This window comes from Pseudomonas sp. LBUM1671 (assembly GCF_059695685.1).
This window is the reverse complement of the sequence record NZ_CP166782.1, coordinates 502,065-529,052: the sequence shown is the minus strand read 5'-3', so window position 1 is coordinate 529,052 and position 26,988 is coordinate 502,065. Positions and strand designations below refer to the sequence as shown.

Annotated in this window: 22 protein-coding genes and 1 riboswitch; of the genes, 7 read left to right on the top strand and 15 right to left on the bottom strand. The window is 60.1% G+C overall.

Annotated elements, in window-relative coordinates; translation table 11 throughout:
* Positions 1-36 precede the first annotated feature (36 nt).
* The gene (thiC, locus tag ACA060_RS02365; protein WP_054053301.1) at positions 37-1,926 is read right to left on the bottom strand and encodes a phosphomethylpyrimidine synthase ThiC; all 1,890 of its coding nucleotides are present in this window, start codon (positions 1,924-1,926) and stop codon (positions 37-39) included.
* Positions 1,927-2,094: 168 nt separating this feature from the next.
* Positions 2,095-2,200, bottom strand: a riboswitch (TPP riboswitch).
* A gap of 191 nt (positions 2,201-2,391) precedes the next feature.
* Between thiC and ACA060_RS02360 the strand changes: the two genes are divergently transcribed.
* Positions 2,392-3,831: a TolC family outer membrane protein gene (locus ACA060_RS02360; RefSeq protein WP_109627676.1), complete on the top strand. Its 1,440-nt coding sequence runs from the start codon at positions 2,392-2,394 to the stop codon at positions 3,829-3,831.
* A 48-nt stretch (positions 3,832-3,879) separates the two neighbouring features.
* Here ACA060_RS02360 and waaA read toward each other — a convergent pair whose 3' ends face one another.
* Positions 3,880-5,154 (bottom strand): lipid IV(A) 3-deoxy-D-manno-octulosonic acid transferase, encoded by a 1,275-nt coding sequence (waaA, locus tag ACA060_RS02355; protein ID WP_497315176.1) that lies wholly within the window; start codon positions 5,152-5,154, stop codon positions 3,880-3,882.
* Entirely contained in the window at positions 5,147-6,067 is a 921-nt protein-coding gene (locus ACA060_RS02350; protein WP_497315174.1) for a LysR family transcriptional regulator, read from the bottom strand. The genes waaA and ACA060_RS02350 overlap by 8 nt, the downstream gene beginning before the upstream one ends.
* Positions 6,068-6,170: 103 nt before the next feature.
* On the opposite strand from ACA060_RS02350, the gene ACA060_RS02345 reads away from it, so the two are divergent.
* The 4 genes from ACA060_RS02345 to ACA060_RS02330 all read left to right on the top strand — a co-directional run bounded on the left by ACA060_RS02345 (position 6,171) and on the right by ACA060_RS02330 (position 9,731).
* Positions 6,171-6,503 carry a DMT family transporter gene (locus tag ACA060_RS02345; RefSeq protein WP_008027887.1) on the top strand — a complete coding sequence of 111 codons (333 nt, stop codon included), beginning with the start codon at positions 6,171-6,173 and terminating at the stop codon, positions 6,501-6,503.
* A gap of 242 nt (positions 6,504-6,745) precedes the next feature.
* Positions 6,746-7,921, top strand: a complete 1,176-nt coding sequence (locus tag ACA060_RS02340) for an NAD(P)/FAD-dependent oxidoreductase (RefSeq protein WP_497315172.1) — start codon at positions 6,746-6,748, stop codon at positions 7,919-7,921.
* A complete protein-coding gene (locus ACA060_RS02335; RefSeq protein WP_497315170.1) occupies positions 7,918-8,730 on the top strand; it encodes an aldo/keto reductase in 813 nt (270 codons plus the stop codon). Before ACA060_RS02340 ends, ACA060_RS02335 begins: the two co-directional genes overlap by 4 nt.
* Positions 8,731-8,762: 32 nt before the next feature.
* A complete protein-coding gene (locus tag ACA060_RS02330; RefSeq protein ID WP_497315168.1) occupies positions 8,763-9,731 on the top strand; it encodes a metal ABC transporter ATPase in 969 nt (322 codons plus the stop codon).
* A 101-nt stretch (positions 9,732-9,832) separates the two neighbouring features.
* Here ACA060_RS02330 and hldE read toward each other — a convergent pair whose 3' ends face one another.
* From hldE to msbA, 4 genes are all read right to left on the bottom strand, one after another.
* Complete coding sequence (gene hldE / locus ACA060_RS02325) at positions 9,833-11,257, bottom strand: bifunctional D-glycero-beta-D-manno-heptose-7-phosphate kinase/D-glycero-beta-D-manno-heptose 1-phosphate adenylyltransferase HldE (RefSeq protein ID WP_131058771.1); 1,425 nt, start codon at positions 11,255-11,257, stop codon at positions 9,833-9,835.
* Between the two features lie 102 nt (positions 11,258-11,359).
* Positions 11,360-11,965, bottom strand: a complete 606-nt coding sequence (cysC, locus tag ACA060_RS02320; RefSeq protein ID WP_497315166.1) for an adenylyl-sulfate kinase — start codon at positions 11,963-11,965, stop codon at positions 11,360-11,362.
* Entirely contained in the window at positions 11,958-12,662 is a 705-nt protein-coding gene (locus tag ACA060_RS02315) for a sulfotransferase family 2 domain-containing protein (RefSeq protein WP_497315164.1), read from the bottom strand. Before ACA060_RS02315 ends, cysC begins: the two co-directional genes overlap by 8 nt.
* Before the next feature lie 158 nt (positions 12,663-12,820).
* Entirely contained in the window at positions 12,821-14,623 is a 1,803-nt protein-coding gene (msbA, locus tag ACA060_RS02310; RefSeq protein WP_109627670.1) for a lipid A export permease/ATP-binding protein MsbA, read from the bottom strand.
* A 156-nt stretch (positions 14,624-14,779) separates the two neighbouring features.
* Here msbA and ACA060_RS02305 point away from each other — a divergent pair, with 156 nt between their 5' ends.
* Together ACA060_RS02305 and ACA060_RS02300 are read left to right on the top strand one after the other, a co-directional pair.
* On the top strand, positions 14,780-16,642 hold the full coding sequence (locus tag ACA060_RS02305; RefSeq protein ID WP_497315162.1) for an O-antigen ligase family protein: 1,863 nt from the start codon (positions 14,780-14,782) through the stop codon (positions 16,640-16,642).
* Positions 16,642-17,859, top strand: coding sequence for an acyltransferase family protein (locus ACA060_RS02300; RefSeq protein WP_497315160.1), 1,218 nt, complete (start codon positions 16,642-16,644; stop codon positions 17,857-17,859). The genes ACA060_RS02305 and ACA060_RS02300 overlap by 1 nt, the downstream gene beginning before the upstream one ends.
* A 170-nt stretch (positions 17,860-18,029) precedes the next feature.
* Here the strand turns inward: ACA060_RS02300 and ACA060_RS02295 are convergent, their stop codons facing one another.
* The 8 genes from ACA060_RS02295 to ACA060_RS02260 form a co-directional block, all read right to left on the bottom strand.
* On the bottom strand, positions 18,030-18,914 hold the full coding sequence (locus tag ACA060_RS02295; protein ID WP_497315158.1) for a glycosyltransferase: 885 nt from the start codon (positions 18,912-18,914) through the stop codon (positions 18,030-18,032).
* Positions 18,911-20,065 carry a glycosyltransferase family 4 protein gene (locus tag ACA060_RS02290; protein ID WP_497315156.1) on the bottom strand — a complete coding sequence of 385 codons (1,155 nt, stop codon included), beginning with the start codon at positions 20,063-20,065 and terminating at the stop codon, positions 18,911-18,913. The genes ACA060_RS02295 and ACA060_RS02290 overlap by 4 nt, the downstream gene beginning before the upstream one ends.
* A complete protein-coding gene (locus tag ACA060_RS02285) occupies positions 20,062-20,946 on the bottom strand; it encodes a DUF6625 family protein (RefSeq protein WP_497315154.1) in 885 nt (294 codons plus the stop codon). The genes ACA060_RS02290 and ACA060_RS02285 overlap by 4 nt, the downstream gene beginning before the upstream one ends.
* Before the next feature lie 53 nt (positions 20,947-20,999).
* On the bottom strand, positions 21,000-22,433 hold the full coding sequence (locus ACA060_RS02280) for a PIG-L deacetylase family protein (RefSeq protein ID WP_497315152.1): 1,434 nt from the start codon (positions 22,431-22,433) through the stop codon (positions 21,000-21,002).
* A gap of 8 nt (positions 22,434-22,441) precedes the next feature.
* On the bottom strand, positions 22,442-23,338 hold the full coding sequence (locus tag ACA060_RS02275; RefSeq protein ID WP_497315150.1) for an antimicrobial resistance protein Mig-14: 897 nt from the start codon (positions 23,336-23,338) through the stop codon (positions 22,442-22,444).
* Positions 23,338-24,468: a glycosyltransferase gene (locus tag ACA060_RS02270; RefSeq protein WP_077747654.1), complete on the bottom strand. Its 1,131-nt coding sequence runs from the start codon at positions 24,466-24,468 to the stop codon at positions 23,338-23,340. The genes ACA060_RS02275 and ACA060_RS02270 overlap by 1 nt, the downstream gene beginning before the upstream one ends.
* Positions 24,452-26,209 (bottom strand): carbamoyltransferase family protein, encoded by a 1,758-nt coding sequence (locus ACA060_RS02265; RefSeq protein WP_131058761.1) that lies wholly within the window; start codon positions 26,207-26,209, stop codon positions 24,452-24,454. Before ACA060_RS02265 ends, ACA060_RS02270 begins: the two co-directional genes overlap by 17 nt.
* 313 nt (positions 26,210-26,522) lie before the next feature.
* Positions 26,523-26,858 carry a YceK/YidQ family lipoprotein gene (locus ACA060_RS02260; protein ID WP_497315147.1) on the bottom strand — a complete coding sequence of 112 codons (336 nt, stop codon included), beginning with the start codon at positions 26,856-26,858 and terminating at the stop codon, positions 26,523-26,525.
* Positions 26,859-26,988: the final 130 nt, after the last annotated feature.

Below are 26,988 nucleotides of genomic sequence, written 5' to 3'. Positions count from 1 at the left end.
ATGGGGCCTGTGCAGGCCCCACCCTTTCAGGTCAGATCAAACCTTCTTGTACAGCTGACTGCCTTCCTGCTTGAACCGCTCGGCCTGGTCCGCCAATCCCTGGGCGACTTCGGCGTCGACGGTCTCGATGCGCTGGTTGGCCGCGTATTCGCGGACTTCCTGGGTGATCTTCATCGAGCAGAATTTCGGCCCGCACATGGAACAGAAATGCGCGACCTTGGCCGAATCCTTTGGCAGGGTTTCATCGTGATACGAACGCGCGGTGTCCGGATCAAGGCCCAGGTTGAACTGGTCTTCCCAACGAAATTCGAAACGCGCCTTGCTCAAGGCATTGTCGCGAATCTGCGCGCCCGGATGTCCCTTGGCCAGATCGGCGGCATGCGCGGCGATCTTGTAGGTGATGATCCCGGTCTTCACGTCATCCTTGTTCGGCAGGCCCAAGTGTTCCTTCGGCGTGACGTAGCAGAGCATGGCGCAACCGAACCAGCCGATCATCGCCGCACCGATACCCGAAGTGATGTGGTCGTAGCCCGGCGCGATGTCGGTGGTCAGCGGGCCGAGGGTGTAGAACGGCGCCTCGTCGCAGCACTCGAGCTGCTTGTCCATGTTCTCTTTGATCAACTGCATCGGCACGTGGCCCGGGCCTTCGATCATGCATTGCACGTCGTGCTTCCAGGCGATTTTGGTCAGCTCGCCGAGGGTTTCCAGCTCACCGAATTGTGCCGCATCGTTGGCGTCGGCAATCGAGCCGGGACGCAGGCCATCGCCCAGCGAGAAGCTGACGTCGTAGGCCTTCATGATTTCGCAGATGTCTTCGAAATGGGTGTAGAGGAAGTTTTCCTTGTGATGCGCCAAGCACCACTTGGCCATGATCGAACCGCCACGGGAGACGATGCCGGTCACGCGCTTGGCGGTCAGCGGCACGTAGCGCAGCAATACGCCGGCGTGGATGGTGAAGTAGTCGACGCCCTGCTCTGCCTGTTCGATCAGCGTGTCGCGGAACAGCTCCCAGGTCAGGTCTTCGGCTGCGCCGCCGACTTTTTCCAGGGCCTGATAAATCGGCACCGTACCGATCGGCACCGGCGAGTTGCGGATGATCCACTCGCGGGTTTCGTGGATGTGCTTGCCGGTGGACAAGTCCATGACCGTGTCCGAACCCCAGCGAATGCCCCAGGTCAGTTTCGCCACTTCTTCTTCGATGGACGAACCCAAAGCGCTGTTGCCGATATTGCCGTTGATCTTCACCAGGAAGTTACGGCCGATGATCATCGGTTCCAGTTCGGTGTGGTTGATGTTGGCCGGAATGATCGCGCGACCACGAGCGATCTCGTCACGGACAAATTCAGGGGTGATGATTTTCGGCACGCTGGCGCCGAAGCTGTGACCGGCGTGTTGCTGGTCCAGCAGCCCGGCAGCGCGAGCCACTTCGAGCTTCATGTTTTCGCGGATGGCGACGTATTCCATCTCGGCGGTGATGATGCCTTTGCGGGCGTAGTGCATCTGGCTGACGTTGGCCCCGGCCTTGGCACGGCGCGGGTTGTTGACGTGGGCGAAACGCAGCTTGGTCAGCTCGGCATCGGCAAGACGTTCCTGGCCGAAGTTCGAGCTCAGGCCGGGCAGGCGCTCGGTGTCGCCACGGGATTCGATCCACGGCGAACGCACATCGGCCAAGCCTTTGCGCACATCGATGATGACGTTGGGGTCGGTGTACGGGCCCGAGGTGTCGTACACGACGACAGGCGCGTTGATCTCGCCGCCGAAGTCGGTCGGGGTCACGTCGAGGCTGATTTCGCGCATCGGCACGAGGATGTCCGGGCGAGAACCCTGGACATAGATTTTTTGCGAGCGGGTAAACGGTTGAACCGATTGTTGATCGACTTGGGCCGAGTCACTCAGGTTCGTAGTGTTTTTTAGTTTTATCGTCATCACGGGCTCTCCAGACAGCATCCAGGCAGTGGAATTTTGTCGGAGCGAACCTGTAACGAATGGACGCGACCAATCAGCCATAACGAAGCCGTTGGTGCTGTGCTCAGTGCTCAAGGGGTGTTCGATTGTCGAACAACATCCCGGACGAAGCACAAGAGGACTCGCCGGGTGACGAGAAATCTTGTTCCCTACGCAGGCGCTAACCTGATCAGGTTCAACGGGATCCGAAATTATTCGATCTCAGCCTCATAGCAAGGCACCCCGACAAGAACCCGGCCAGTCTAGACACAACTGGCAAAGAACGCCAACACCGCGGTAAACACCATGATGAATGGCGCAATTACAGGATTGTTGCCGTGCGTGGCGACAACTACACTCGCCAAGCCATGCTGCGCCTTGACGCTGTATGGGCCGCGCCGTAGCCTTGGCGCTCAAATTATCAGCGTAATTTTTAGGGATGGCCTCATGCTGCGCAAACTCTCACTGGCCCTTGCCGTGTCTTGTGCGTCCAATGGAATGGCCTGGGCAGCAGAAGCGCCCTTATCGACCAAGACCGATCTGGTCAGCGTCTACCAGGAAGCGGTGGACAATAACGCCGACCTGGCCGCCGCCCGCGCCCAATATGGCGCCCAGAAAGAAGTGGTGCCCCAGGCCCGCGCCGGGCTCCTGCCCAATCTCTCGGGCGGTGCCGAACTCGCCAACGTGCGCACCTCGATCGATCAGCCTTCGGCCACCGCCAACCGTAACGCTCATTCCTATCAAGCGACGTTGGCTCAACCGCTGTTCCGTGCCGACCGCTGGTTCCAGTTCCAGGCCGCGAAGGACGTCAACGAACAGGCCGCGTTGCAACTCTCGGCAACTGAACAGAACCTGATCCTGCAAACCGCCGAAAGCTACTTCAACGTGCTGCGCAGCCAGGACAACCTGGCCTCGACCAAGGCCGAAGAAGCCGCGTTCAAACGCCAGCTCGATCAGTCCAACGAACGCTTCGATGTCGGCTTGTCGGACAAGACCGATGTGCTGCAATCGCAAGCCAGCTACGACACTGCACGGGCCAACCGGATCGTCGCCCAGCGCCAGGTGGATGACGCGTTCGAAGCGCTGATCACCCTGACCAACCGTCAGTACAACTCGATCCAGGGCATCGTCCACACCCTGCCGATCCTGCCGCCGGCGCCGAACGACGCCAAGTCCTGGGTCGACACGGCGGCGAGACAGAACCTCAACCTGCTGGCCAGCAACTACGCCGTCAGTGCTGCCGAGGAAACGCTCAAGCAGCGCAAGGCTGGACACGCGCCCACCGTCGACGCCGTGGCCAAGTACGAGAAAGGTGACAACGACGCCTTGGGCTTCAGCAACCCGAATGCCTTTGGCCAACCTTATGGTGGCAACGTCGAGCAAACGACGGTGGGCCTGCAACTGAACATCCCGATCTACAGCGGTGGCCTGATCAACTCCCAGGTGCGCCAATCGTATGCACAGCTGGATCAGTCCGAGCAGCAGCGTGAATCCCTGCGTCGCCAGGTGGTGGAAAACACCCGTAACCTGCATCGCGCGGTGAACACTGACGTTGAACAGGTGCAGGCGCGCAAGCAGTCGATCATCTCCAACCAGAGCGCGGTGGAAGCGACCGAAATCGGTTATCAGGTGGGCACACGAAACATCGTCGATGTGCTGGACGCCCAGCGCCAGCTGTACACCTCAGTGCGCAACTACAACAACACGCGCTACGACTACATCCTCGACAACCTGCGCCTGAAGCAGGCCGCCGGCACGTTGAACCCGGGGGATTTGCAGGACCTGGCGCGTTATCTCAAGGCCGACTACAACCCGGACAAGGACTTCTTGCCGCCGGATCTGGCCAAGGCTGCGGCGGCGCAGTTGAAGGCTAATCCAACGCAATAGACAGCAGTTCTGTGGCGAGGGAGCTTGCTCCCTCGCCACAGGAGTCAGTCAGTTGATCAACCGCCCCAACCCATCCAGCAACCGCTGCAACGCGCCCTGATTGGTGCGCATCACTTTCAACCCTGCTTCCGCCATCCGCTGCGCATCGCGCGGCAATTCGAACAGCCGCTGCACCGCTAGCGCCAGGCCTTCGGCATCTTCCACTTCCTGCAACGCCCCGGCGCTGCGCAATTGCGCGGCGATTTCGAGGAAGTTGAACAGGTGCGGGCCGCTCAGTACCGGTTTGGCCAGCGCCGCCGGTTCCAGCAGGTTATGCCCGCCGTTCGGCACCAGGCTGCCGCCGACAAATGCGCTGTCCGCCAGGGCGTAAAGAAACAGCAACTCGCCCATGGTGTCGCCCAGCAGCACCGAAGTATTTGCCGTGACCGGCTCGCCGGAAGAACGACGCACCGTGGCGAAACCCTGCTGCTGGCACAACGCGAATACCGAGTTGAAACGCTCCGGATGACGCGGCACCAGAATCAGCAAGGCATCAGGATGATTGGCCAGCAACTGACGATGAGCCGCCAGCACCACTTCGTCTTCGCCTTCGTGAGTGCTCGCGGCGATCCACACCGGGCGTTCCTGCGCCTGCCATTGCGCACGCAACTCGGTGGCGCGCTGAAGCAATGCAGGGTCGATGGTCAGGTCGAACTTGATCGAGCCAGTCACTTCGACAGTGTCCGTACGCGCACCCAAGTCACGGAAGCGCTGGGCCTCGGCTTCGGTCTGCACTGCGAACAGGCTCATCTCGGCCAGCATCGGCTGGGTGAGTTTGCAGAAGCGGCCATAGCCCTTGGCCGAGCGCTCGGACAGTCGTGCATTGGCCAACGCCACCGGAATCCCGCGTTTGGCGCACTGATGGATGTGGTTCGGCCACAGTTCGGTCTCCATGATCACCGCCAGTTTCGGCTGGACGCGCTCAAGAAACCGCGCCGCCGCACACGGCAAGTCGTAAGGCAAATAGCAGTGCTGGATGCGCGGCTCGTTGGCAAACAGTGCGTGGATGCGCTCCGACCCGGTCGGGGTCATGCAGGTCACGGTAATCGGCAGCTGTGGATAACGTTGTAGCAAGGCGCGAATCATCGGCGCTGCGGCAATGCTCTCGCCCACGGATACCGCGTGCACCCAAATGCCGCCCGGTTTCATCACCGGCAAGCCAAGGGAAAAACGTTCGCCAATGCGTTTGGCATACGCTGGCGCCTTGCGCGAACGCAGCCACAGCCGAATCGCTACCAATGGCAGCCCCAGGTAAAACAGCGCGGTGTAGAGAGTTCTATTCATGGCGGCGGAGTTTATCGGTTTTTTCACCGATCGCCTGCAAATGCACGGCAAAACGTTCAGCCAACCAGCGAGCCGCCGGGCCAAGGGGTTCGTCGCGGCGCCAGACCAGTTCCACGACCAGCGCCGGCGGGGTCCACTCGCTGTCCAGTTCGATCATCAAATCCTGATACGCCGGGTATTGCACCACGTGGCGCGGCAGCCAGGCCCAACCGAGGCCGCGCACCAGCCATTCAGCCATCACGTAGAAACTGTCGGCCCGCCAGACCTGCGGGCTGGCCGGCTCGCTGCCGGGGTAGACACTGGATTGCGTGGACATCAGCAACTGGCGATGCTGCGCCAGTTGCTGACAATCAACCTGTGCCTGTTTCGCCAGCGGATGACCGACGCCGCACACAGTGACCATCTCGACGCTGCCCAGCACCCGGCGCTCAAGCGCTTCGGGAATCTGGTCGTGGTAAAACAGCAATCCCAGATCAGCCCGACGCTCCACCAGTTTGCGCGCCACATCACCTTGGGCGGCGCTGGTCAGCTGCACTTCGAGGCTGGGAAATTTCTCTGCCAGGGCCTCGAAGCTTTCGATGATCGGCTGATAGGGCATCGCCTCATCCTGAGCCACGCGCAAACGCGCTTCCTGCCCGCGCATCATCGCCAGCGCCCGACCATTCAGGCGTTCGCACTGGCGCAAGACCTCGCGTGCTTCTTCCAGCAAGGCATTGCCGGCCTCGGTGAGTTTCGGCTGACGACCGCTGCTGCGATCGAACAGGCAGACGCCGAGGTCCTCCTCCAGCAGCGCAATCGAACTGCTGACCGCCGACTGCGCCTTGCGCTGATCCCGCGCCACGGCGGAAAACGAACGCTGCTCCGCTACGCTGACAAACAAGCGCAGCTGTTCCAGATTCCATTGCGTACTCATGAGACAACCCATCTTCAAAACAGATAGGTAATGACTTTACCGCATCTGGAGAATCTCTAAAATGCCGACCTCAGAGAGCAACACTTCACATGAGGATGCACCTATGACCGCTTACTACTACCTGGCCATTGCCATCTGCGCCGAAGTGATCGCGACCGTTTCGATGAAAGCCGTCAAAGGCTTCAGCACCCCGCTGCCGCTGATTCTGGTGATTGTCGGTTACGGGATTGCCTTCTGGATGCTGACCCTGGTGGTGCGCAGCGTTCCGGTGGGTGTGGCTTACGCGGTATGGGCGGGCATGGGGATTGTGATGGTCAGCGTCGCGGCGCTGTTTATCTATGGGCAGAAACTGGATGTGCCTGCGATGCTCGGAATGGCGCTCATCGTGCTGGGTGTCGTGGTCATCCAGCTCTTCTCCAAAACCGCGGGGCACTAACTGGCACCACCAATCCCCTGTGGCGAGGGAGCTTGCTCCCGCTCGGCTGCGAAGCAGTCGTAAATAGCCTGATGCGGTTTATCTGAATAACCGCATCGTTAGATTTTGGGGCCGCTTCGCGACCCAACGGGAGCAAGCTCCCTCGCCACAGGTCCTGCGTATAGCCTCTGTTGATCAGCAATAAAACCTCCAATCTTCGAGTCTGTATACTGCGCCCTCGTCTTGAACACTGAGGTCGCTGCATGCCATCCGTTATTTCCACCGACGTTCTGATTGTCGGCGCTGGTGTCGCCGGCCTCTGGCTGAATGCGCGCCTGCGCCGCCAGGGTTTTTCGACCGTGCTGGTGGAAAGCGCCAGCCTGGGCGGCGGGCAGAGTGTGAAGTCCCAGGGCATCATCCACGGCGGCGCCAAGTACGCGCTGCATGGCGCCCTGACCGGCGCCTCGGAAGCCATCGCCGACATGCCGCGCCGCTGGCGTGAAGCGTTGGCTGGCGACGGCGAGCTGGATTTGTCCGGCGTGCGCCTGCTGTCCGAAGCGCATTACCTCTGGTCCCCGGGCACGATCGCCGGCAACCTCACCAGCTTCTTCGCCAGCAAAGCGGTGCGCGGCCGTGTCGATCAGGTCAAGGGCGACCAACTGCCGCCGGCCCTGCAGGACAAGCGCTTCAAGGGCAAGGTTTACCGATTGGCAGAACTGGTGATCGACGTGCCGAGCCTGATTCAGCGCCTGGCCGATCTGGCCGGTGATGGCCTGCTCGCCGGTCAGACGATCGAACCGTTGCTGGAAGGCGGCGTGCTGGTGGGCCTGAAGGTCGACGAGCGCGAGATCCGCGCCCAGCGCATCGTGCTCAGCGCCGGTGCCGGCACAGCGGCGCTGCTCGAAGCCCTGGGGTTGAGCCAGCCGGCCATGCAGCGCCGGCCATTGCACATGATCATCGCCAAAGGCCCAGGTCTCAAACCGCTGTACGCGCACTGCCTGGGCAGCGGCACCAAACCGCGCCTGACCGTGACCACCCATCCTGCTGCCGATGGCCAATGGGTCTGGTACATGGGCGGCGATATCGCCGAAGCCGAAGGGGTTGCCCGCGAACCGGCCGAGCAAATCGCCATCGCGCAGAAAGAACTCGGCCAGCTGCTGCCATGGATCGACCTGAGCACCGCGCAATGGGCGACTTTGCGCGTGGATCGCGCCGAACCGCTGCAATCGGGACTGACCCGTCCCGACAATGCATTCCTTGCCGAAGAAGGCCGGCTGCTGGTCGGTTGGCCGACCAAACTGGCGCTGGCGCCGGACTTTGCCGACCGGGTTATCACGTCTTTGCAGCGCGACGGCATCCAGCCAAGCCATCCGGCGCCGTTGCCCGATCTGCCAAAACCACCTATTTGCATTCCGGCCTGGGAGCAACTGCTGCCATGAGCGTAAAGACCCTGCACGACCTGCATCGCCCCCTGGGTAGCACTGGCCTGCTGGTTTCGCCTCTGGGCCTGGGCACGGTAAAACTGGGCCGCGATCAAGGGGTGAAATACCCCAACGGCTTCCAGATTCCCGGCGACGACGAAGCACGCATGCTGCTCAAACTCGCACGTGACATGGGCATCAACCTGATCGACACCGCCCCGGCTTATGGCCGCAGCGAAGAGCGCCTCGGCCCATTGCTGCGAGGGCAGCGTCAGGAGTGGGTGATCGTCAGCAAGGTCGGCGAAGAGTTTGCCGACGGCCAGTCGAGCCACGATTTCAGCGCCGCCCACACCCGACGTTCAGTGGAGCGCAGCCTGCAACGCCTGGAAACGGATGTTATCGACCTGGTGCTGGTGCACTCCGACGGCAACGACCTGGCGATCCTCAATGACAGCGAGGTCTACGCGACCCTCGCCGCGCTCAAGGCCGAAGGCAAGATCCGCGGCTTCGGTTTTTCCGGTAAAACCGTCGAAGGCGGTTTGAAGGCTCTAGAACAAGGTGATTGCGCCATGGTCACCTACAATCTGAACGAACAGAGCGAGAAGCCGGTCATTGACTATGCTGCTGCTCACGGTAAAGCCATTCTGGTCAAGAAAGCCCTCGCCAGCGGTCACGTCTGCCTGAGTCCGGGTGTGGACCCGGTGCGCGCCAGCTTCGAGTTGTTGTTTGAACATCCGGGCGTTGCCAGTGCTATTGTCGGGACCATCAATCCGCTGCACCTCGCCCATAACGTCGCGACCGTTGCCCAGGTCCTACGTAGAAACTGATGCCGCCCACGCGGCCTTAAGCAGGAGCCGACATGCCGCGTACGCTCATAAGAAAGAACCCGAGCAACTTCAAGACCCTGCCGTTGTACGTCGAAGCGACTCCCGAAGGCTTGAGTTACCAGAGCGTCGGGATGCCGCTCAATTTCTCCCAGACCCTGCAACGTCGCCGCCCGGTGACGGTGCCCGACACTGAGCGCTTCGCCCTGGAACTGGCCAACCTCGGGGTCTCGGTGCGCCTGACCCTGCATTGGCAGAATCGCGATTACTGGGTGTTGGTGCGTCAGCGCCGCCAAGACCGCGGCGATGTGGTGCTCAAGCTGATCTCCGGTTACGTGCCGGCCCACGAGCTGAACCTGCCGCTGCACACGGCGATCCAGGAAATTGCCGAAGAGTGCCTGCTGGAAACCCCGGAAGGCTGGCTCGGCGGACGTTTCAATGACACTTGGCTGCCGGCGCCCTACTCGTCCGCGCTGCATTATCGCGAGGCGCTGCCCTTTCGCCTGACGCCATTGTCCGGTTCCGCGCGGCCCGTGCGTTGCGCCAAGATGCAGTTGATCGAACGTCCGCGGGCTTACGTGCATTTGCCAACGGCGTCACTGCAATTGATCTATGACTTGCGCCTGGACGTGCCCAAGGAAGCCAAGTCCCTGAGCCTGTTTCATGTCGATGAGCGGCTGGAAGGCGATCAACTGGTGGCCCGGCTCGATCGCAAACGCCCCGATCTGTATTTGATGCCACTGCAGGACGGCCAGCCGATGGCCGAGCTGTACACCTTGAAAAAGGATCAGCTGTACCCGGCGAGTACGCGCGGGTTGTATCTGGCGGAGAGCTTTTCCCAGCAGGAAGGCTGGCTGGTGCGCGATGAACGGATTCGCTGGAAGGATTGGGTACGGCAGCAGGGGTTGAGCTTGCCGGGGAAGGATTCCGGTTTAGCGCGGTTGCGTGGGAAGGCGAAGCTACTGCTGAAGAAAATTGTGCCGCGCAAGAAAGTCAGCTCTTAGAAGCAAGAAATCGCAGCCTCGTTTCACTCGACAGCTCCTACATGAGATCCGATTCCCTGTAGGAGCTGTCGAGTTAAACGAGGCTGCGATCTTTTATGGCATCACTCAGACTTGCGGATTTTCTCGACTATTGCGGTGGTCGAGCTGTTTGCCACCAGCCCCAGCACTTTCACGGTCCCGCCATAAGCGGTGACGATGTCCGCGCCGACCACTTGGTCTATCCCGTAATCCCCGCCCTTGACCAGCACGTCCGGCTTGACCTCGCGCAGCAGGTTTTCCGGCGTGCCTTCAGGGAAGCTGATGACCCAATCCACAGCACCCAGACCCGCCAATACAGCCATGCGACGGTCGACGCTGTTGATCGGACGACCCGGCCCTTTCAGGCGGCTGACCGACGCATCGTCGTTGACCGCGACAATCAGTCGATCTCCTTGGGCGCGCGCCTGCTCGAGGTAGGTCACATGGCCGGCGTGCAGGATGTCGAAGCAGCCGTTGGTGAAGACAATCTTCTCTTTATGCGCACGCGCATCGTCGACCGCCAGCAACAACTGCTCAAGGCCCAGCACACCGCGCTCGGAGCCTTCTTCACGCTGGATGGCACGACGCAGTTCCGGGGCGCTGATCGCTGCCGTACCGAGTTTGCCGACGACGATGCCCGCCGCCAGGTTCGCCAGGGCCACCGCGTGGGGCAGTTCTTCGCCTGCGGCAATCGCCGCCGCCAAGGTGGAAATCACCGTGTCGCCAGCACCGGTCACGTCGAACACTTCACGTGCACGGGCAGGCAGGTGCAGCGCCGGATGATCCGGGCGCAGCAAAGTCATGCCGTGTTCGCCACGGGTCACCAGCAACGCGCCGAGGTCGAGGTCGTGCATCAACTGCGCGCCCTTGCTCACCAGTTCGTGCTCATCGGCGCAGCCGCCGACGATGGTTTCGAACTCGCTGAGGTTCGGCGTGATCAGGCTTGCACCACGATAAATCGAGAAATCCTTGCCTTTTGGATCGGCCAGCACCGGAATGCCACGGGCACGGGCGGCCTGGATCAGCACCTGATGGTTTTTCAGCGCGCCTTTGCCGTAGTCGGACAGCACCAGCACCTTGATGCCTTCGAGCAGTTCGTCGACTTGCTCGCCAAGCGCGAGGGCGTCAGTGGCGAAGGGTTCTTCGAAGTCGATACGCAGCAGTTGCTGGTGACGACTCATGACCCGCAGCTTGACGATGGTCGGCTGGTGCGCGATGCGCTGGAACAACGCGCGCACGCCAGCGCCCTTGAGGCTGTTGGCCAGGCTGTCGGCAGCTTCATCATCGCCGGTCACGCCGACCAGCGAGGCTGGTGCGCCGAGGGCGGCAATGTTCAACGCAACGTTGGCGGCACCGCCCGGGCGGTCCTCGATTTGCTCGACCTTGACGACCGGTACCGGCGCCTCAGGGGAAATCCGTGAGGTACCACCATGCCAGTAACGGTCGAGCATGACATCGCCGACCACCAAGACAGGGGCTTGATCGAATCGCGGCATGGACAACTTCATGGAGCAACCCACATACAAAATGAACAGGGGCGCGATATTACCACAGGGTTGGCGCTGGCTTGTGCGACGGCTGCAACGGGATGATTCGCCGGGCAAAACTGTTCATTTATTGAGCAAAAATGCCGTTAGCCGAAGGCAAGCGTCTGCCAGGTCCAGCTCCTCGGTATCGATCTCGCATTCGGCCGACAGCGGCGCCTCGTATGGGCTGTCGATGCCAGTGAAGTCCTTGATGCGCCCCTCCCGTGCCGCTTGATACAAACCTTTCGGGTCGCGTTGCGCACACACCGCGAACGGCGTGCTGACATACACTTCAATGAAATCGCCCTCGGCGAACAACCGGCGTGCGGCCTCACGCTCGGCGCGAAAGGGAGAGATCGCCGCAACGATCACAATCAGACCGGCATCGACCATCAGCCGCGCCACCTCGGCCATGCGCCGGATGTTTTCCCGGCGGCAGTCCGCTCCCATTCCCAGATCACGGCACAGCCCATCGCGCAGGTTGTCGCCATCGAGAAGAAATGTGTGCAGCCCGTGCTGATTGAGCAGCACCTCAAGGGCATTGGCCAACGTCGATTTGCCCGCCCCGGACAACCCCGTCAGCCAGAGGCAACGCGGTCGTTGGGATTTGATCGAGGCCCTGGCTTCATTCGGCAGCGACAAAGCATAGGGTCTGATCGCGCAAACCGGCATCGACAGCGCCTCATTCATAACCGAGCATCTCGTAATCACGCTGGTACGCGCGCCGCACGAGCCGACGGGTACGAACCGAGCAGAAGTCGCGGGCCTGCATTGTCTGCCGCTGCCGGGAACTGTTGACGTGCGGCAGCACCGCCGAGTGGCCCAACTGTTCGCAGGCCAGCTGGAAATCCCGCTCCAGATGTTCCTGGTATCCCATGAAGTCCAAGGCAAGGCGCCCCAGGGAATCAGTGAGGAAATCCGTTTGCGCGGCGAAATGCAGTTGCCGCTGGATCGTTTCCGGGTGCAGCCAGCGCCCGACAAAGTCGTCGAAGTCGCGGTAGTGGCTGACCAGTTTCTGCGCCGCGTGATCGCGCCGCCCCAACTCGTTGCTCCGCAGAAAAGCGTAGGCCGAGTAAGCCCTTTCCAAAGGATCGCGAACGAAAGCGAATTTGAAACTGGCGGCGAACTGCTCGGGGAATTGCTGCTCGTACCAGTACAACGGCAAATGTCCCGGGCTCCAGTCATCGAACAGCGCCGCACAGACGCTGCTTCCGGCACACTTGGGGACGTGGATGAACAGGCAGGAACGTTGCTCGAAGGCTAGGGGAAAACGCAGATTGGCCGACATAGACTTGTTCACCACCTGACGGTCCACCACCGACAGACGCCCCAACAGGAAGGCACGTTGCGGTTTGGGCAGGAGTTTCCAGAGATAACGTTGCAACATGGCAGCACCCGCGCGAAAGGGATGGCCCTCTCGATTGAAGTCAAAGTTCGTTCAGGAACCTTAACAAGCAGGGTGCGCAGTTTTATTCAGGTTTGGTCAAGAAGGGTAAGGGACTTGATACAAATCACCGGGCGCATTGCACGCCCGGTGAACAAAGGTCAGGCGATGTCTTCCGCCGGGGCGTCCAGGCCCATGGCATTCAGCCGGGCGTAGTAACCGTTGTGCGCCAGGAGTTCGGCATGGGTGCCGCGCTCGACGATCCGCCCCTGGTCCATGACCAGAATCAGGTCCGCCTTCTCGATGGTCGACAACCGGTGAGCGATCACCAGGGTGGTCCGGCCTTTCATGACCTGGTCCAGTGCGGCCTGAATATGCCGCTCGGACTCGGTATCGAGGGCTGAAGTGGCCTCGTCGAGAATCAGCAACGGAGCGTTCTTCAACAGGGCCCGTGCAATCGCCAGACGCTGGCGCTGACCGCCGGACAGCAACACCCCGTTCTCGCCGACTTGGGTGTCCAGGCCTTCGGGCAACTGCTCGATGAAGTCCATCGCATAAGCGTCTCTCGCCGCTTTTTCGATGTCTTCACGGGGTGCGCCAGCCAAGTCGCCGTAGGCGATGTTGTTGGCCACGGTGTCGCTGAACAGGGTCACGTGCTGGGTCACCTGGGCGATGTGCTTGCGCAGGTTCAGCAGTTTGTACTGCTCCACTTCAACGCCATCGATCAGGATCTCGCCCTTATCGTGGTGATAGAAGCGCGGAATCAGGTTGGCCAGCGTCGACTTGCCGCTGCCCGAACGCCCGACCAGCGCGACCATTTGCCCCGGCTCGACCGAGAAACTGATGTCGTCGAGGACCTGGCGATCGGTGTCGGGGTAGGTGAAGCTCAAGTTGCGCACGTCCAGACGACCACTGACGGCATCGCGCTCGACGGTGCCCGTATCGATTTCAGGCGCGACGTCCAGTTGCTCGAAGATGCTCTCGGCACCGGCCACACCTTTCTGGATGGTCGAGCTGACTTCGGACAATTGACGGATCGGCTTGGGCAGCAGGCCGGCCAGGGTGATGTAGGCGACCATGTCACCGGCCGACGCATCGCCGCGCAGGTACAACACCAGGAACATCAGCACCGCCATGGCGCTGTAGATCACCAGTTGCAGCAACGGCGTGTAGATGGCGCCGGTACGGGTCATGCGCAGTTGTTTGTCGGTGTTGCCCTGACTGGCATCGTAGAAGCGTTTTTCTTCGTAGACTTCGCCGCCGAAGCTGCGCACCACGCGATAACCCTGGATGGTTTCCGACGCCACATGCGTCACATCGCCCATGGCCAGCTGGATTTTCTTGCTCTGCTTGCGGAATTTCTTGCTGGCGGTACGTACCATCACGGCGATCAACGGCAGGATCGCAACCATCACCAGGGTCAGCTTCCAGTTCATGAACAGCAGCGAGGCGAACAGGAAGATCACTGTCATGCCTTCACGGATTACGACCTTGATCGCATCTGTGGCCGCCCCGGTGACCATCGTCACGTTGAAGGTGATACGCGAAATCAGATGACCCGAGTTATGCTTGTCGAAATACCGATTAGGCAAAACCAGCAGGTTGTTGAACAACTGCACACGCAAATCATGCACCAGCCCGAGGGAAACCTTGGCCAGAAAGTAGTTGCCCAGATAAGATCCCAGCCCCTGCCACGCGGCGATCAGGATGATCAGCAGCGGCACCGCCTGCAGCAGTTGCAGGTCACGCAGGTAAGGCACGGTTGGAAACAGCACCGCCTCGGGGTTGGACAAGCCGTCGACGAAGTACTTGAGGATGTAGCCGAGCATTGGCTGCGTCGAAGCGAAAATCAGAAATCCGACGATGCTGATCAGAAACAGACTGATGTAGGGCCGGACATAGCCGAGCAGGCGGAAGTAGATTTTCAAGCTCGAAGGGCTTGCGGAGAGACTGGAGTCGGTCATATCACGCGAATGTCGATAAAAAGGACGCTGACTTTAGCACAGCTTCCTCAGGGTTCTGGCAATCGCATAAAGGCTGTTATTGTTACGCGTCAGATTAAGCATCAAATAGCCATCACCCCAAAATGGCCGACCAACTTCAGGATTGAATCTCTCAGCATGCAACTCAGCGGTTTCAATAGCGTGTCCAATCGAGTCTTCGATTTCATTTGCCTCTGGATTCTTCCACTCGGCTATCTCTTGCTCCTGTGCGCGTTGTTTTTCCTGCCGGGTCGAAGTCTGCATCACAAGCTTTTTTATGGCCTGTTCAGCATTCCGTCGCTGATTGCACTTTGCCTGCGCCCTCGCGAGCTCAAGGAGTTGCTCCGAGAGCCGATCTTCATTGCGGTGCTACTGTTTGCCGCCTGGGCGCTGCTCAGTTTGTGCTGGGGGCCTGGCAGCGACCGCATTGCCGCCCAGTTCAAACCACCGCTCCATACGCTGTTGCTGTTCGCCGGCTGTTACTTGCTGGTGCGTTATCGCAGCGAAATCGTCCAGCCTTTGCTGTTCAGCGCAGCGATGGTCGGGCTGATCGGTACGGTCGTTAACCTGTTCATGTACGCCCGCATTTACGAGCCAAACTTACGGCTCATCGGCGGCGGTGCGTTCGATAACCCGCTGCTTGCCTCCCACATGTACGGCTTTTTCTGTGCTTACTGGCTGAGCCTGAGCATGAGCTGCAAGCGCCGGCAGATGCTCTGGCTGAGCATCCCCGCAATGGCCATCATGTTCGCTGCCGTGATCGCCACCGGCTCCAGAACCCCTCTGGTTGCCCTGACACTGGCTGCGCTATGGCTGGGTTTCATCTGCTGGAACCGACGCTCCGTTGTGTTGTTGGGTGCCCTGATCGTCAGCAGTGCGGCCGTGGCGGTACTGTTTTCACATATGATCATCGAACGCGGCGATTCCTATCGCATCGAAATCTGGCAATTGGCCCTGCAAAAAATTGCCGACCACCCATGGATCGGTCATGGCTACAACGCCGATCTGACCCTCGACCCCGGCATTGGCTACTCTTTGCAGGAGCCGCACAGTTTTGCCTTGGGCGTGCTCTATTACGTCGGTATTTTCGGTTTGTTGCCGTGGTTGTTTTTCCAGGCTTGGGGATTGTTGAGCAGCTGGCGCAATCGCGTGCAACCGCTGTTCATCATTGCGTCCACCTGGCTGATATTCGGCATCGGCGCAGGTTTGACCGAAGGTGGCGGGATCATTTCCCGACCGAAAGAACACTGGTTCCTGCTGTGGATTCCGCTGGCGCTGATCGCCGCGCTAAGCATTAACCAGCGTGCCAAACGTTTATTGGCAATGCCGGTCAAGTCACTGAACTCGACCGTCATGCACACGATGACTGCCAATGCGCAGGTGATTGAAGAGGATGGCCTGGGCCCCAAAGTGCTGCGTCTGGTCGATGGCAGCTTCCTCAAGCTGTTCCGCCGCCGTCGCTGGTACACCTCGGGCAGCTTCAATCCGTATTCCGAGCGTTTCGCCACTAACAGCATTCAACTGCGCGACCTGGGTATTCCAACGCCGCAGATCCTTGACCTGTACCGGCTCGACGATGGCAGCAGCGCCGTGCACTATTCTCCACTGCCAGGCAACACGCTGCGCCAGGTGCTGCAAGGCATTACCGCGCCAGCAGTGCGTCAGGCGCTGGTGGAGCGTTTCGGCAAGTTCATGGCTCAACTGCATGAGCAAGGTGTCTATTTCCGCTCGCTGCATCTGGGTAACGTGCTGGTGTTGGAGGATGGCGAGTTCGGCCTGATCGATGTGGCCGACTTGCGCATCTATCCTTCCTCGCTGAGTCTGTCCCTGCGTAAGCGTAATCTGCGCCATATGCAGCGCTACACGGTGGATAAGCGCTGGTTGTTCGAAGACCATTTCGAAGCGCTGCTCCAGGGATACGCCATGACGGCGTCGAAATCCGCTGTCGATAACCTGCACAGGCAAGTACTGGCCGGGAGTTCCCCGGCCCGGGCTCATTGATGACTGAAACCAACCCGTTCATTGCGCTGGCAGCCTACCTGCTGGCCATCGTGACCGCCGCCCTGTTGTTGCGCGCCGTTCCGAAAATCGCCCGGCACCTGGAGCATTCCGGCGAAAGCCGCTATGCCAGCATTGATGGGCTGCGTGGCTATCTGGCGTTTGGTGTGTTCGTGCACCATTCGGTCATTACCTGGATCTTCCTGCGCACCGGCGTTATCGAATTTCCGCCGAGCAATTTCTACTCACAGCTTGGTCAAGGCAGCGTCGCGCTGTTTTTCATGATCACCGGCTTCCTGTTCTGGAACCGATTGCTCACCCAGGGACGTCAACACGACTGGCTGGCCTTCGCCGTTTCCCGGGTGTTCCGCCTCTATCCTTTGTACTTGCCGTTGATGCTGATTGTATTTGTCACGGTGTTCTATCTGCAGAACTGGGAACTCAAGGAGCCCGGCATCCGCCTGGCCGGGCAGATTCTGGCATGGCTGACCTTCGACCGGCCGGACGTCAACCAGTACCACCAGACCGGCATGCTGATCTCCAACGTCACCTGGACGTTGGGCTACGAGGTGTTTTTCTATCTGGCGTTGCCATTGGCCGGCATGGTCTTCATCTATCGCGGCAGCTGGCTGCAAGTGGTGCTGTGCCTGATCGGCATTTACGCTCTGTACCAATTGGTCGGCTGGGAACACTCGCTGAAGAAGCACTTTCTGGCGAGCTTCCTGGGCGGCATTGGTGCGGCGTACTGGATACGCCGGCCACACTTGAAGACCTGGGGTCAGACGCGACTGGCGGGGATTATCGCGTTGCTGGCGGTGGCGATTGCATTTACGGCATTCAACCGCGCGTTCAACCTGTTGCCACTGCTGCTGCTTTCCTTGTTTTTTGTCATCGTGGCCTCCGGAAACACCCTGTTCGGCGCACTCAAACCGCGCAGCATCCGCTGGCTTGGGGAAATCAGCTACAGCACCTATTTACTGCACGGTTTCGTGCTTTGGGTGATGGTGCAACGCCTGCCGCTGGTGCTGCACCTGGACGCTCGTGACACCTGGACCTATCTGTCGCTCATTGCCGTGTGCACGTGCCTGCTGATCGTCATCAGCAGCCTGACGTTCTTGTACATAGAGAAACCGGGCATGGCGGCGGGCCAGAAAGTCTTGCAGCGGCTGCGCCAGGGCAAAAAGGCCGACAAGGGCCTGGCGGAGAAGATCGCTCGCTGAACTGAAGCTGATAACGCCCTATGTAGCAGCTGGCGCAGCCTGCGTTCGGCTGCGCAGCAGTCGTAAAACCAGAGCACGCGGTGTATCAGGAAGACCGTGCACTCAGGGTTTACGACTGCTGCGCAGCCGAACGCAGGCTGCGCCAGCTGCTACACCGATCGCGTTAGGCCTTAGTCTTTTTCCAGCGGCGAGAAGTACAGTCGCCCCAGACCACGCCAGGTCTTTTTGTTCCAGGCCTTGAACGGGATCTGCGCCAGCAGCTCGCGGGCCAGCTTGCGATCACGGTTGGCGGTCTTGAGGAACATCGAACTGAGGAACTTGTAACGCACCTCGTCGTACAGCGGATGATCGCTGAACAGCGCGTAGGAGCGCAGGATGTTATCGACCATGAAACGGTGGTTCTTGTAAGAGTTGGTGGCGTGCTTGCGATAGCGCGCCATCAGCACATTCAGGCCATCGATAAAGTAACCGGCACGCGTCACCTTCAGCTCGATCAGCAAGTCTTCCAGGCGAATGTTCGGATCGAATCCACCCACCTTGTCCAGCGCTTCCCGGCGGATCATCAGGGTTGGCGCAGGTGGATAGGGTTTGCGCTCCAGGAACATGTCATCGAAATCCAGACGACGGAACGGCACATCACGGCGTTGACGCTTCTCGGGATACAGATTGCCGTCGGCGTCGATCAGCTCGATGTTGCCGGCGCAGATACCGACCTCGGGCTTGCCATCCATGTACGCCACCTGCGTCGCAATGCGCTCCGGCAGCATGATGTCGTCAGAACCGAATGGAGCGATCAGGCTGCCCTTTGAACGGGCAATGGCAGCATTGAGAGTGTTGGTCAGCCCCTGGTTCTGTTGAACCCGGAAATCAAAACCGTGCTTCTCCTGCAATGCCTTGATGCGCTCAACGCTGTCGTCCTTTGAACCATCATCGACCACCAGCAACTCGATGTTCGGATAGGTCTGGTCGAGGACGCTGAGAATGCTTTCCTCAATGTAGGGTGCGTGGTTATACGACGCGATGATGACAGTGACGAGAGGTTGCGCGTCGCTCATGGTTGTTCCTTGCGGGCCTGTTCCAGGCCGGAGTCGATCAGGTTCAGGTATTCCTGACGGAACACCTCGATGTCATGTTCTTTCTGGAGATAACGGAAGGACTGCTCGCCCTTGGCCTTGAGCTCGTCATCCGACAGCCCGAGGTAATTATCCAGCGCCGCGACCAGGCTCGGCACATCCTTCGGCGTAATCGCCAGCCCGCCCGCACCTTCGATCAGCGGCAGCATGGCCGGCACGTTGGAGGCGATCACCGGCAGATGACCGCTCATGCCTTCGAGCAGCGCCAGTCCCAGGCCTTCAGCCAGGGACGGCATGGTCCAGACGTCGAACGCGCGGATGTACTGCAAGGCAATTTCCTTGAAGCCCAGCAGGTGTGCGCGACCGGTCAGCCCCAGGCTTTCGATCTCGGCTTTCAGGCGCGACTCTTCGCGACCGGCACCGATGATCGCCAACTGGGTGTTCGGGTATTTGTCCTTGAGGGCGGCAAACGCCTGCAACAGATAGGTGTGGCCCTTGACCGGCACCAGGCGACCCAGCGCCCCGATCAAGCGCACCGACGGATCGATACCCAACAATTCGCGGGCGCGCTCGCGGCTGTGCTGCAAGCCTTCCGCCTGCTCGATGTCGATGGCATTGGTAATGGCGTAGGTATTCTGGTCAGTGAAACCGCAGTCGCAATCCAGCAGGTACTGTTTGACCGCCGGCGACACGCCGACGAAGCGCCAGTGACGATCGATCAGACGCTGGGTCTGGCGGCGCCGGTAAAACCGGTCGTACTCGCCAAAACCGTGGGAAATGCCGATGCACAGCGGCACCTTCAACCAGCGGTTGAGCGTCAGCATCATGTTCACTGGCTTGAAGCGATTACAAATCACCACATCGAACTTTTCCGCACGGCAAAACTTGTACAACGTCCACATCGCGCGCAGGCGCATGCCCTTGAGAGACTTGTCGGAAAACTCGAAATACACCGAACGGTCGGCCCGGCTCACAGCCTCGCCCGGCCCGGGCTTGCCCCGCAGGAACGCTGCAGTGACTTCGTAGCGATCATTTGGCAGCGCCTTGACGATCTGCTCCGCGAGGTCGGCAAAATCATGGGCTTTGACATTGTAGTCAGGCTGCAATTGCAGAACCTTTGACCGTTGACTCATAACGCTCCTCGGTGAAAACCTGTCGCATCGATGACCCAGGCCGGTTCGGCGGCGATACGCCTGACCTCGGCTGGATCGGGTGGAGGCAACCGTGACCACTCGTTGCGTTTCCAGCAAACGAAGTGGAAGTACGGAAACCGGCGATCGCCATCGCGATCATTACTCAAACAGCCATTACGCCAATACCAGTGATGCGGAAAATCATCCGTGCCGTCGTGCCACTTGATGCAGCCACCCGGCGTGCTGAACGCTTCGGTGAACTCGCTGCGCCGACGCCACGGATTGAGCTTGCCCACCAAGGTGAACAACGGCTCGGGGAAATTCTTGCGCCAGAGGAAGATCCGGCTGAATGCGCCCTCGTCCAGCGCATGATGCTCCTGATCGGTGAAGCGCTTTCGCCAATTCTTCATCTGCATGAACAACTCACGCTTGCGGGCGTTGTTGCGCATCAGGCAGAGATGCCCTGCTACTCGTCGCTCGTGAGTCGAGAACAGGTCATAACCGGCCAGCCGATCAGGGGTGAAATAACTTCGCAGGTCACCATACACCAGATCAATATCGCCGAACCCCCAGAAATCATAGCCTTGCAACCGGTCGGCATGAATATGCCCCAACGCCGGCTTGATGTCGCAGAGCTTGTAAGCCGCATCCGGTGCAAAGTCGATATCCAGCCGTTGTGAGACCAACCCGCAGTAATCTTTGAACGTCATGCACTCGACGGTGACGTTGGGTGGCAGATTCTCAGGCCTGCCGCAATCGCTGAACAGCAACCAGTCGATATCGGCGTTGCGACGGCAACTCTCCAGGAAAAACGGCATCCAGAACGGCCATTGGCCGAAATATGGAATCAGAAAAACAATACGCGGGCACGGGTCGATCACAGAAGTATCACTGCTGAAGCTAAAGACGCGGCCATGCTAGGCCGCGAAGTGCTTCATTTCTGCTGTCGAGGTGCTTCTCCATGCTTCAAAAGCCATAACAATTCATGGCGTCTGACCGCTTTTCGAAAAAATTCGTTCTCGCCATAAAGGGGCGGCACTCTACGGGCCAGCAACCGTTGTATCAACCGACGCAAACGTCGCTTGAACGGCATCGGCGGTTGCAGGTCGTGCATCATGCCCAGCGCCATGGCTTTGTCACGTTGAAGGTCCAGCGACAGCGGCAGGCAGCAAGGCTGCATTGGCGTCGCCGGGTCGAAGGCCGGCGGCAGCGCGATGCCATGCCCCGCATCGCCCATCGGCCAGCGATCGTTATCGTGCAGATGATTGGCGTAGCCGAGCAAGGTGGTCGGCTGCCACTCAAGACCGCTCAAGGCTTCGAGGACCGCTTGCTGGGCGCAGAGATGATCGGGATGCGGATCGAGCGTCGGGTGTGGCAGCACGATCACTTCGGGACGCGCGCGCAACAAAAGCTCACGCAGATCGGCCAGCAGATTGTTCCAGGTCGGCGCACCGTCGACGTCGCCCGGCAGGGCAAATGGATTCAACTGGCGATACACGCGGGTGTCGCTCAACTCGGCTTCACGGGAACCCATCGGCTTCGTCGGTGCAGCCTGCATCGCCGCCAGCTGCAGGCAGAAATATCCCAGCTGCACGCAATGCGCTTCAGGCACGCCCGCCCAGCGCGGCACAGCGATGCTGTCCCAGGCGCGCAAACGGCCCTTGAGTCGGGCCGCCTCGACCTTGCTCAAACCGATCTGCTGATAATGTTCGGCTTCGATTTCACCGGCGGTGAGGGTCACGATCCAGGCCTCATCGGCCTGACTGTACAACCCATAGGCGGCCAGTTCGGCGTCGTCGGCATGGGGTGCGATCACCATCACTCGCTGGCGGCGATAATCCGGTTGCTCCAGCGCCCACAACACCGGCTCGCCGAGCAAGCGGCAGAAACGTCCGTGCAACCGCAACTCGCCCCGCGACAACACTTGCGCCTGACCGCTGAGGTTCAAATAACGCAGGCCATTCACACCGCGCTCAAACGTCTGTTGATCCGGATTTTCGCCACCCAGCAATTCGACCACCGGATCGATAAAGCGCCCCAGCCACGTGCTTTTTACCCGCAGCGCCAACACCAGCGTTGCGTCGTCGACCAGCATCACGCCTTCGTCCAGGCGCAAACGCTCCCCGTCCAGATGCACCTTGGGCTGCGGGGTGTACGGCGGGAAACTGTATTGGTAATCGTCTTTGGGCGAGTAGAACAGGTGATCGGCGAACCAGGCTTCGTGGGCAATCCAGCCCAGCACCGCCAGCACCAGCGGCAACCACCAGGCCACCAGCAGGCCGATGGCAATCAACAGCACCAGCGCGATCAACAAGCCGATGCGTTTGTTGCGCCGATGGCGCTTGAGCAGTTGCTGTTTGCGGCTCATGGGTTCACTCACACAGTGAAGACCGGCACAGGATTGCACCAGCGGTCCTTATATTCCCGGTCGGCGCGGCCGAAGGAAAACCGCAAGGGTTTACCCAGGGCACGGGCGTGTTCCCAGGCACTTTGGGTGTTGAGGAAACTCAGCACGCTGCCGGGACTGAATTCGCGCGTTTCAGGATCGACGCCGCCGTTGATGTACTCGACGCTGATCCATTCTGGCGCCTCGACGCGGTACACCAGTTGAATCGCAATCGGCGCATCGTTGAGGAAAATCACCGAGCCGATCAACAAGTCTTGCAGCAGCTCGATCACCTCCGCCATGCGTTCGGCACCGGTGGCCGGGAAGCCCCAGCGACGCTGGAACAGGTCGCAGTAGATCGCGGCCAGCTCAGTGCTGGAGAACTCGGCGACCGGTCGGACCACGCCGCCCGCCTCTTCCAGCAGACGCAACTCACGGCGCTGGTTGTAGCGAAACTTCTTCGACAACTCTTCGGGTGTGCGAGCCATGGCCAGTTGTTCGGTCTGCAACTTGATGTCGGTGAAACGGCCTTCACTGAGCGCCGACAAATAACGTCCGCGATGGCGCAGAGGCGCCTGGGCATCAGCGGCGGCGGGCAGGATCAACTCGGCATTGCCGAGGTCGAACAAGCCCTTTTTACCGCGGCATTTGAGCACGTCTTTGGACAGTGCCAGGTCGCGCCCCCAGGTCGGGATGGCGGCTTTCACTTCACCGTTTTGCTCCCAGGCCAGGTAACGCACCGGGATCTCGGCCAACTGTGCCAGGCGTTCAACTACCAGGGGATGGGTCGCGACGCTGCCGCCGAAACGCTGCCAGGCCTGTGCATAAGTCGAGGCATCGACCACCGCCCAGCCCCGTTCGCGCCAGCCTTGAAATCGGTTGAGCATCAGCCCCTCGGTGCCAGTTCGGTGACGTGCGGCAAATGCCAGAAAGCATCGCGTACCGCGCGGTCGGAGAAACGCTCACGCAGGCGATCGAGCATCAGCTCCGCACATTGGTGACGTTGCTGGTCGTCCATCGCGGCCAGGTGTTGCAGCCCTTGGGCCAGGTGTTCGGCATCGCCCAACGGGAACAGAATGCCCACGCCTTCGACGACCTCCTTGGCCCCACCGCACGCGGTGGCGAGCAACGGGACGCCAGCGGCCATGGCTTCGAGCAGCACCATGCCGAACGGTTCATGATCAGAACTCAAGGCAAACACATCGAAGGCTCGGAAGTAACGACGGGCATCCGGTACTTGACCGAGAAACAGCACGCGATCGCCGATACCGAGCTCCCGGGCCAGGGCCTTGAGGTCCTCCTCCAGGCGACCACTACCGAGGATCACCAGTTGACTGTTGCCCGGCAAGCCCGGCAATGCCTCGGCAAATCCGTGCAGCAGCGTGGTCTGGTCTTTGTCTGGGTGCAGCCGTCCGACGTTGCCGACAATCCACGCATCCGCCGACAGACCGAGGGTTTCCCGGGCTTCGCGCACCGACACCTGGCTGGTTTGCAACGCCGGCACATCGACACGGTTATACAGCGTCTGAATCCGCCCGGCCGGCCATTTCGGCAGGCAGCGGCGCATGTCGTCACGCACCGCATCGGAGACCCCGAGCAGGCTCAGGCGCTTGCGGAAAATATGCGCGAACAGTTTGCGGGTGCCGCGCTTGTAATCGCCAAAGGCGTGATGCACACCGATCACCGGCAGCGAAGTGCCGAGCAAGGCGATGTAGATCGGCTTGAAGCGATGAGCAATGCAGAAACTGAAGTTGCGCGAGGCGGCGATCTTGCGCAGATCGCTGATTGCGCCCAGCTTCAGGCCACGAATGGCCTTGGAGCTGTATTCCATGAACAGCACTTCATCGGAAGCGCAGTTCGCGGCCACTTCGCTATCGGCGGCCCCGGTCAAAAAGACCGTGGTCACCCGATAACCGGTCCCCGCGAACAGGCTGGCGTACTGCCGGGCGCAGTCCAGGAACGGCCCGTCATAGCCGTGGCAGAACTGCAACACATGGCGTTCAGCCGAGCGTGTCATAAGCGTTGGCGCCCTCTTTGACCACCAGGATGTCTTCCATGATCAGATACTGTAGATCCGATCCGAAGAACATGTTCAGTGCGTCGGTCGGCGAGCAGATCATCGGCTCGCCACGACGGTTGAGCGAGGTGTTCAGCGACACGCCGTTGCCGGTCAGCACTTCCAGCGCCTTCATCATGTCGTAGTAGCGCGGGTTGTATTCGCGCTTGAGCACCTGGGCCCGGGACGTGCCGTCTTCGTGAACGACTTCCGGCACGCGGGTCTTCCACTCTTCCGCCACTTCGAAGGTGAAGGTCATGAACGGCGCCGGGTGATCGATCTTGATCATCTGCGGTGCGACGGTGTCGAGCATCGACGGGCAGAAAGGCCTCCAGCGCTCGCGGAACTTGATCTGGTGGTTGATCCGGTCAGCCACGCCGACAGCGCTCGGGCAACCGATGATCGAACGACCGCCCAAGGCCCGCGGACCGAACTCCATGCGGCCCTGGAACCAGGCCACCGGGTTGCCGTCGACCATGATCTTGGCGATGTTTTCCGGCATGTTCTCGAGTTTGCGCCAAACTGGCTTGCTCGGGTGACGGGCGCAGGCAGCGACCACGTCTTCGTTGCTGTAGGACGGGCCGAGGTAGACGTGTTCCATCTTCTCGACCGGCACGCCACGGGCGTGAGACACATAGGCTGCTGCACCGACCGCAGTCCCGGCATCACCGGAAGCAGGCTGCACGAACAATTCTTTCACGTCATCGCGAGCGATGATTTTCTGGTTGAGCTTGACGTTCAAGGCACAGCCGCCGGCGTAGGCCAGCTTGCCAGTTTCCTTGAGCACGTCGCCCAGATAGAAGTCGATCATCTGCAGCGCAATCTTTTCGAACAGCGCTTGCATGCTCGCGGCGTAGTGGATGTACGGCTCGTCGGCGATATCGCCTTCGCGCTTCGGACCCAGCCACTCGATCAGCTTCGGCGAGAAGTAGAAACCCTTGCCCTTCTCTTTATAACGACGCAGGCCGATGACGTTGGCGTAGTCGGTGTTGATCACCAGCTCGCCGTTCTCGAACGAAGCCAGCCGCGAGAAATCGTATTTGCTGGCGTCGCCGTACGGCGCCATACCCATGACCTTGAACTCGCCGTCGAGCATCTCGAAACCGAGGAACTCGGTGATCGCGCCGTACAGGCCGCCGAGGGAGTCCGGATCGAAGAATTCCTTGATCTTGTGAATCTTGCCGTTTTCGCCGTAACCGAAGAAGGTCGTGGCGTACTCACCCTTGCCGTCGATCCCGAGGATCGCGGTTTTCTCTTTGAAACCGGAGCAGTGGTAAGCGCTGGAGGCGTGGGCCAGGTGATGCTCGACCGGTTCGATCTTGATTTTCTTCGGATCGAAGCCCAGTTGCTCGAGGCACCAGACAATCTTGTTGCGATAGCGCTTGTAGCGACGGTTGCCCATCAGGATCGCATCGAGGGCGCGGTCCGGGGCGTACCAGTAACGCTTGGCGTAGTGCCAGCGCGCCTTGCCGAACAGGCTGATCGGCGCGAAGGGAATCGCGACCACGTCTACGTCGGACGGCTTGATGCCTGCCTGTTCAAGGCAGAACTTCGCCGATTCGTAGGGCATGCGGTTCTTTGCATGTTTATCGCGTACGAAGCGCTCTTCCTCAGCCGCCGCGACCAGCTTGCCGTCGATGTACAAGGCTGCGGAAGGATCATGGCTAAGGGCGCCGGACAGGCCAAGAATCGTCAATGCCACAGGGGTCTAGCCTCTTTAGTCTGCATGCAGGCGACAAGCGCCTCAAAAATTGATGTGCCCCTCGCAAGGGGCGAGAGACAGCTAAAGGGCGGGATTATAGCGTAAAAGCGGCGGCAAGCCTCTAGCGGGAAGTGGCAAGCAGCAAGCTCACGCGTTGACAGCAGAAAGACGTCGACATAGGCTCCTGCTCAAATGGACTGGGAGATCCCGGTCGGCGCTATAGCCTCGGTGAGTTCATCGGGGCTTTTCGCTTTCTGAAACAGGGAAAACCTGTTTCAGGACTAGACACATCACCCGCCGGATTACAAAAGCGCTACCCGCGGCCTGCTCGCCAGTAAATACTCAGATTGCCGTCGATAGCCTGGCGGTAAATCGTATAGGGCAAGGAAACGGTGTCCATGACACCCGATAAGGTCAGGTCCAGCAATACGAAGGGGACGAGGACGCCGGTGGGATCAGGCGGGGCATTGAGGATGCAGAAGTCGTAGGCCAGGCCGCTGTAGATGCGGGGAATGGACTGGCAGTAGGTTTTTTGTTTTCGCAGCCCGCGAGTGGCGTCTTCGTCATCCTGCAGCACCGTCAGAGCGGTCCCGCAGCCGGATAGAGCCAGTGAAAAAGTACTGATCGCAACAGCCGTTTTTATGGTCAAGATTTGCCCTCCGTGAACGTCAGGCAAACTAGCATCGTGGCTATTCAGGGCACAGTTCATGGGGTCTGTGGATCATGTAGGACGGTTCACAAGAACTTGTCCTCTTAATCTCGGGTGTCTGCTCTGGCCC

Excerpts from the sequence above, each read along its gene's own strand:
- waaA (WP_497315176.1), bottom strand. The coding sequence starts at position 5,154 with ATGAATAGAACTCTCTACACCGCGCTGTTTTACCTGGGGCTGCCATTG.
- ACA060_RS02275 (WP_497315150.1), bottom strand. The coding sequence starts at position 23,338 with ATGCTCAACCGATTTCAAGGCTGGCGCGAACGGGGCTGGGCGGTGGTC.
- ACA060_RS02270 (WP_077747654.1), bottom strand. The coding sequence starts at position 24,468 with ATGACACGCTCGGCTGAACGCCATGTGTTGCAGTTCTGCCACGGCTAT.
- ACA060_RS02350 (WP_497315174.1), bottom strand. The coding sequence starts at position 6,067 with ATGAGTACGCAATGGAATCTGGAACAGCTGCGCTTGTTTGTCAGCGTA.
- thiC (WP_054053301.1), bottom strand. The coding sequence starts at position 1,926 with ATGACGATAAAACTAAAAAACACTACGAACCTGAGTGACTCGGCCCAA.
- ACA060_RS02295 (WP_497315158.1), bottom strand. The coding sequence starts at position 18,914 with ATGAGCGACGCGCAACCTCTCGTCACTGTCATCATCGCGTCGTATAAC.
- ACA060_RS02340 (WP_497315172.1), top strand. The coding sequence starts at position 6,746 with ATGCCATCCGTTATTTCCACCGACGTTCTGATTGTCGGCGCTGGTGTC.
- msbA (WP_109627670.1), bottom strand. The coding sequence starts at position 14,623 with ATGACCGACTCCAGTCTCTCCGCAAGCCCTTCGAGCTTGAAAATCTAC.
- ACA060_RS02330 (WP_497315168.1), top strand. The coding sequence starts at position 8,763 with ATGCCGCGTACGCTCATAAGAAAGAACCCGAGCAACTTCAAGACCCTG.
- ACA060_RS02315 (WP_497315164.1), bottom strand. The coding sequence starts at position 12,662 with ATGTTGCAACGTTATCTCTGGAAACTCCTGCCCAAACCGCAACGTGCC.
- ACA060_RS02280 (WP_497315152.1), bottom strand. The coding sequence starts at position 22,433 with ATGAGCCGCAAACAGCAACTGCTCAAGCGCCATCGGCGCAACAAACGC.
- ACA060_RS02345 (WP_008027887.1), top strand. The coding sequence starts at position 6,171 with ATGACCGCTTACTACTACCTGGCCATTGCCATCTGCGCCGAAGTGATC.
- cysC (WP_497315166.1), bottom strand. The coding sequence starts at position 11,965 with ATGAATGAGGCGCTGTCGATGCCGGTTTGCGCGATCAGACCCTATGCT.
- ACA060_RS02360 (WP_109627676.1), top strand. The coding sequence starts at position 2,392 with ATGCTGCGCAAACTCTCACTGGCCCTTGCCGTGTCTTGTGCGTCCAAT.
- hldE (WP_131058771.1), bottom strand. The coding sequence starts at position 11,257 with ATGAAGTTGTCCATGCCGCGATTCGATCAAGCCCCTGTCTTGGTGGTC.
- ACA060_RS02305 (WP_497315162.1), top strand. The coding sequence starts at position 14,780 with ATGCAACTCAGCGGTTTCAATAGCGTGTCCAATCGAGTCTTCGATTTC.
- ACA060_RS02300 (WP_497315160.1), top strand. The coding sequence starts at position 16,642 with ATGACTGAAACCAACCCGTTCATTGCGCTGGCAGCCTACCTGCTGGCC.
- ACA060_RS02290 (WP_497315156.1), bottom strand. The coding sequence starts at position 20,065 with ATGAGTCAACGGTCAAAGGTTCTGCAATTGCAGCCTGACTACAATGTC.
- ACA060_RS02335 (WP_497315170.1), top strand. The coding sequence starts at position 7,918 with ATGAGCGTAAAGACCCTGCACGACCTGCATCGCCCCCTGGGTAGCACT.